The following is a 3,935-nucleotide window of genomic DNA, read 5'->3' as shown; positions in this document are numbered from 1 at the left end:
CTTCGTGGTGAGTCCTTTCAGACGGCCGGCTGTTACTGGCGCTGGGCCTCGAACTCGATCATCAGTTCAACCTCGTCGCCGACGATGTCGCGGGTCAGGCCGTAGGTCATGCCGAAGTCCGAACGATTGAAGCTGCCGCGCATCGAGGCGCCCAGGACATAGGGCCGGCCGAACAGACCGCCGAGTGGGAACGGGTAGCGCGCGACCTTGTTGAGGGTTACGTCGAGATGAATGGTGCGGGTCTTGCCCAGAAGCTCCAGCCCGCCGCTCAGCCGCCCGGTGTTCTCGCCAGTGGGCTGGTAGCGCGTGGCGGTGAAGCGCATCTCGGGGTATTCGTCGACGTGCAGGAAATCCTCGTTGCGCAGATGGTCGTCGCGCTCGGCGTGGTTGGTGAACACGCTGTCCGTTTGCACGACGAAGAACCCATCCTCCAGTTCGCCCGAGTCGGGGTCGAAGGTGAACTCGCCCTCGGCCTCGAGGAACATGCCCATGACCCTGGCATAGCCGGCATGTTCGACCAGGAAGCCCACCGCGAAGTGGTCCGGGTCGATGACCCAGCGGTCGGCATCGGCCACGACGGTAGCGGGCAGGGCGAAGGCCACGGTCATCAGGGAAGCCAGGAGCGCACAGTGCAGGCGGGTGGCAAAGCGTTTGTTGCGGGCGTCAGTCATGACACACCTCCGGTCGATGGCGGTAGAGCCAGTGGATATCCACGGCAAAGGACAGGCCGAGAGTCAGCAGCCCGGCCAGGGCGATGGTGACAGCGGCGGTGTCGGGCAGGCCGGGGGTCAGCACCAGAAGCAGGACGACGGTCTGCAACACGCAGACGGCCTGGCGCCGCCGGCTCGGCAGCAGCGGCGCGGCCAGCCAGGGCAGGGGAGTGGCGGCCAGGACGAAGGCGTAGCGCATCAGCCCGATCAGGATCACCCAGGGGCCGACCGCGGTGATCTGCCAGGCAAGGACCGAAAGCGCCAGGATCATGGCCGCGTCGAGCTCCATGTCGAATCGGGCACCGAAGCTCGAGGCGCTCTGGGTTCGTCGCGCGACGGCCCCGTCCACGCCGTCGAGTATGAGCGCCAGCCCTGCCAGGGTTATCACCCAGAGCGCCAGCACGGAGTCGCCGGGAGCCGGGGCCGCGACAATCAGGCCGCCCAGCGGCGCCGTCAGGGCGGCGCGCAGGAGCGTGACCCGGTTGGCCGGGCCGGGTCCCTGCCGGGCGGGCGCAGGCCCGTCCGGAGGTGTGCGCAGGACGAGAACGAGGCCGAGCAGGAGCCACAGCGCGACGAAGCCCGCGGCGGCCGGGAGCCCCGGGTCCGTGTGCCTCAGCAACGCAGTGGTCACCGCCAGACCCAGCAGGCCGGTGACCAGCCAGTCGGCTGCCCAGACGCGAAGGCCGGTCTGGATACACGACGGGGAGAGGTTGGCGGCGGAAGGCTCCATGCAGGGATTGTAGCGCCCCGGTGGCGATGGTCGGGTGGGAGCATCAGGGAACGACGGCCCCGACCAATGCGACCATGCGGCGCGCCGGGAGTTGCCGCTTGTTGCGCGCTTCGCACAAACTGCACGGATGACGACCTGTGTCCGCACGCCGTGCCCGGGGCATTCCCGGTGAATGCGCCCGCCTCCGAGCAAGCGTTCTGGGTAACCGGCCCGGGCGCGGGCGAATTGCGCCCGGAGGGGCTGGCGGAGCCGGGTCCGGGCGAGGTGCGGGTGCGTACGCAGTTCTCGGCCATCAGCCGCGGGACCGAGTCGCTGGTGTTCCATGGTCGGGTCCCGCCGAGCCAGTACCGGACGATGTGCGCCCCGTTCCAGGCGGGCGAGTTTCCCTGGCCGGTCAAGTACGGCTATATCAGCGTTGGTACGGTCGAGGCGGGCGGCGAGGCGGACGGCCTGGCGGGTCGGCGGGTCTTCTGTCTGCACCCGCATCAGAGCGCCTTTGTCGTGCCCGCGGCCGGGGTCGTGCCGATCCCGGATGCCGTACCCTCGGAACGCGCGGTGCTCGCGGCCAACATGGAAACGGCGATCAACGCGGTCTGGGACCTGCAGCCCGGCCCCGGGGATCGTATCGGCGTGATCGGCGCCGGCGTGGTGGGGTTTCTGGTGGCCTGGCTACTGCGGGCGATCCCCGGCACCGAGGTTACATTGATCGACCCCAATCCCGAGCGCGAGGCGGTGGCGGCGGCACTGGGGCTGAGGATCGGCACACCCGGACGGGCGCAGGCGAATCCGGACCTGCAGGGGCTGGACGGGGTGGTGCATGCCAGCGGCAACCCGGCCGGGCTGGAACAGGCCCTGGCGCTGGCCGGGGTCGAGGCGCGGGTGGTGGAGATGAGCTGGTACGGCGACCAGCCGGTGCCGGCGCCGCTGGGCGAGGCCTTTCACTCGCGGCGGCTGACGTTGCGCAGTTCACAGGTCGGGCGCATCCCGCCGGAGCGCGCGGCGCGCTGGGACTATACCCGCCGCCTGGCACTGGCGCTGTCGCTGCTGGACGATCCGGCGCTGGAGGCCCTGATCACCGGCGAGGGCGCCTTTGCCGATCTGCCCGCGGTGATGGCGCGTGTCGCCGGCCCGGACGCCGCGCGGACCCTTTGCCACCGCATTCGCTATTGATCCTTTCTTCCAGACGGGGAAGCACCCGATGTACAGCCTGAACGTCCGTGACCATTTCATGATCGCCCACAGCTTTTCCGGCGAGACCTTCGGCCCGGCCCAGAAGCTCCACGGCGCGACCTACGTGGTCGACGTCACCTTCCGCCGCGGGGCGCTGGACACCGAGGGGCTGGTGGTGGATATCGGCCGTGCCAGCGAGGTCGTGAAGACGCTTCTGGCCGATTTGAATTACCAGAACCTGGACGAGCGCGAGGAGTTTCGTGGCCAGAACACGACCACCGAGTTTCTGGCGCACGAGTTGCACCAGCGGGTGGCGCGCGCCATCCATGCGGGCGAGCTGGGCGAGTCGGCGCGCGAGCTGGATGCGGTCTGCGTGACCCTGAACGAGTCGCACGTGGCCTGGGCCAGCTACGAGGCAGCGCCCTGAGCGGGATGTGCGCGCTGGCGCTGGTGGTGCCGGGTTCGCTGGAGCAGCGAACGGGAGGCTACCGCTACGACGCGCGCATGGTTGCGGGCCTGCGGGCGCGCGGCCGGTCGGTATCGGTGCGGGAGCTCGAAGGGGCGTTTCCGGGCCCCGACCCGGCGGCCGAATCGGCGCTCGACGCCGCGCTGGCGGACTTTCCCGATACGCATGCCGTACTCCTGGATGGCCTGGCGGCGGGCGCCTTTCCGGAGGCCCTGGCCCGTCATGCGGCTCGGTTGCGGTTGATCTATCTACTGCACCATCCGCTGGGGCTGGAGACCGGCCTGGAGCCGGCGCGCGCCGAGGACCTGCTGGCGCGAGAGCGCGCGGCACTGGACCAGGTGCACGGTGTGGTGGCCACCAGTGCCTTCACGGCGGGCCAGGCGGCCGCCTGGGGCGTGCCTCCCGGGCGGTTGAAGGCCGTGCCTCCGGGGATCGAGCGCCGGCCGCAAGCCACCGGGCCTGCACCGGGCGAACCACCGCTGCTGCTGTGTGTTGGTTCGGTCGTGCCGCGCAAGGGCCAACTTGACCTGGTGCAGGCCCTGGCGCGGCTCGGGCCGAGGGACTGGCGGGCGGTGCTGGCGGGCTCGCGGGTGGGGGACCCGGCGTATGCGCGGGAGGTCGAGGCAGCGATTGCCACGGCCGGGCTTGAGGGCCGGATCGAATGGGCCGGCGAGTGCGACGACGTGGCACTGGAGTCCTGGTTTGGGCGTGCCTCGGTGTTCGTGCTGCCGAGCCTTTACGAGGGCTACGGGATGGCCTACACCGAGGCGATGGCCCGGGGGCTGCCGGTGATCGGGACCACCGGCGGCGCGATCCCGGGTACGGTTCCGGAAGCGGCCGGTCGGCTGGTACCGCCGGG

Annotated in this window: 5 protein-coding genes; 3 read left to right on the top strand and 2 right to left on the bottom strand. The window is 70.4% G+C overall.

Annotation, left to right across the window (positions count from 1 at the left end):
• Window positions 1-32: 32 nt before the first annotated feature.
• Both ACESLR_RS11740 and ACESLR_RS11735 read right to left on the bottom strand, forming a co-directional pair.
• The gene (locus ACESLR_RS11740) at window positions 33-671 is read right to left on the bottom strand and encodes a YceI family protein (RefSeq protein WP_373024305.1); all 639 of its coding nucleotides are present in this window, start codon (window positions 669-671) and stop codon (window positions 33-35) included.
• Window positions 664-1,440, bottom strand: coding sequence for a CDP-alcohol phosphatidyltransferase family protein (locus ACESLR_RS11735; protein ID WP_373024304.1), 777 nt, complete (start codon window positions 1,438-1,440; stop codon window positions 664-666). Before ACESLR_RS11735 ends, ACESLR_RS11740 begins: the two co-directional genes overlap by 8 nt.
• Before the next feature lie 168 nt (window positions 1,441-1,608).
• Here ACESLR_RS11735 and ACESLR_RS11730 point away from each other — a divergent pair, with 168 nt between their 5' ends.
• The 3 genes from ACESLR_RS11730 to ACESLR_RS11720 form a co-directional block, all read left to right on the top strand.
• Window positions 1,609-2,610, top strand: a complete 1,002-nt coding sequence (locus tag ACESLR_RS11730; protein WP_373024303.1) for a zinc-dependent alcohol dehydrogenase — start codon at window positions 1,609-1,611, stop codon at window positions 2,608-2,610.
• Window positions 2,611-2,638: 28 nt separating this feature from the next.
• Window positions 2,639-3,037 (top strand): 6-pyruvoyl trahydropterin synthase family protein, encoded by a 399-nt coding sequence (locus ACESLR_RS11725; protein ID WP_373024302.1) that lies wholly within the window; start codon window positions 2,639-2,641, stop codon window positions 3,035-3,037.
• A gap of 5 nt (window positions 3,038-3,042) precedes the next feature.
• Window positions 3,043-3,935 (top strand): glycosyltransferase family 4 protein (locus tag ACESLR_RS11720; RefSeq protein ID WP_373067552.1); only part of this gene is annotated, 893 nt, incomplete at its 3' end.

This window comes from Thioalkalivibrio sp., from assembly GCF_041685615.1.
In the GTDB taxonomy this organism is placed as follows: Bacteria; Pseudomonadota; Gammaproteobacteria; order Ectothiorhodospirales; family Ectothiorhodospiraceae; genus Thioalkalivibrio.
This window is presented reverse-complemented; position numbering and strand designations above follow the sequence as displayed.

Bases quoted from the DNA above. Each gene is read 5' to 3' on its own strand.
- ACESLR_RS11740 (WP_373024305.1), bottom strand. From the start codon at position 671: ATGACTGACGCCCGCAACAAACGCTTTGCCACCCGCCTGCACTGTGCG.
- ACESLR_RS11725 (WP_373024302.1), top strand. From the start codon at position 2,639: ATGTACAGCCTGAACGTCCGTGACCATTTCATGATCGCCCACAGCTTT.
- ACESLR_RS11735 (WP_373024304.1), bottom strand. From the start codon at position 1,440: ATGGAGCCTTCCGCCGCCAACCTCTCCCCGTCGTGTATCCAGACCGGC.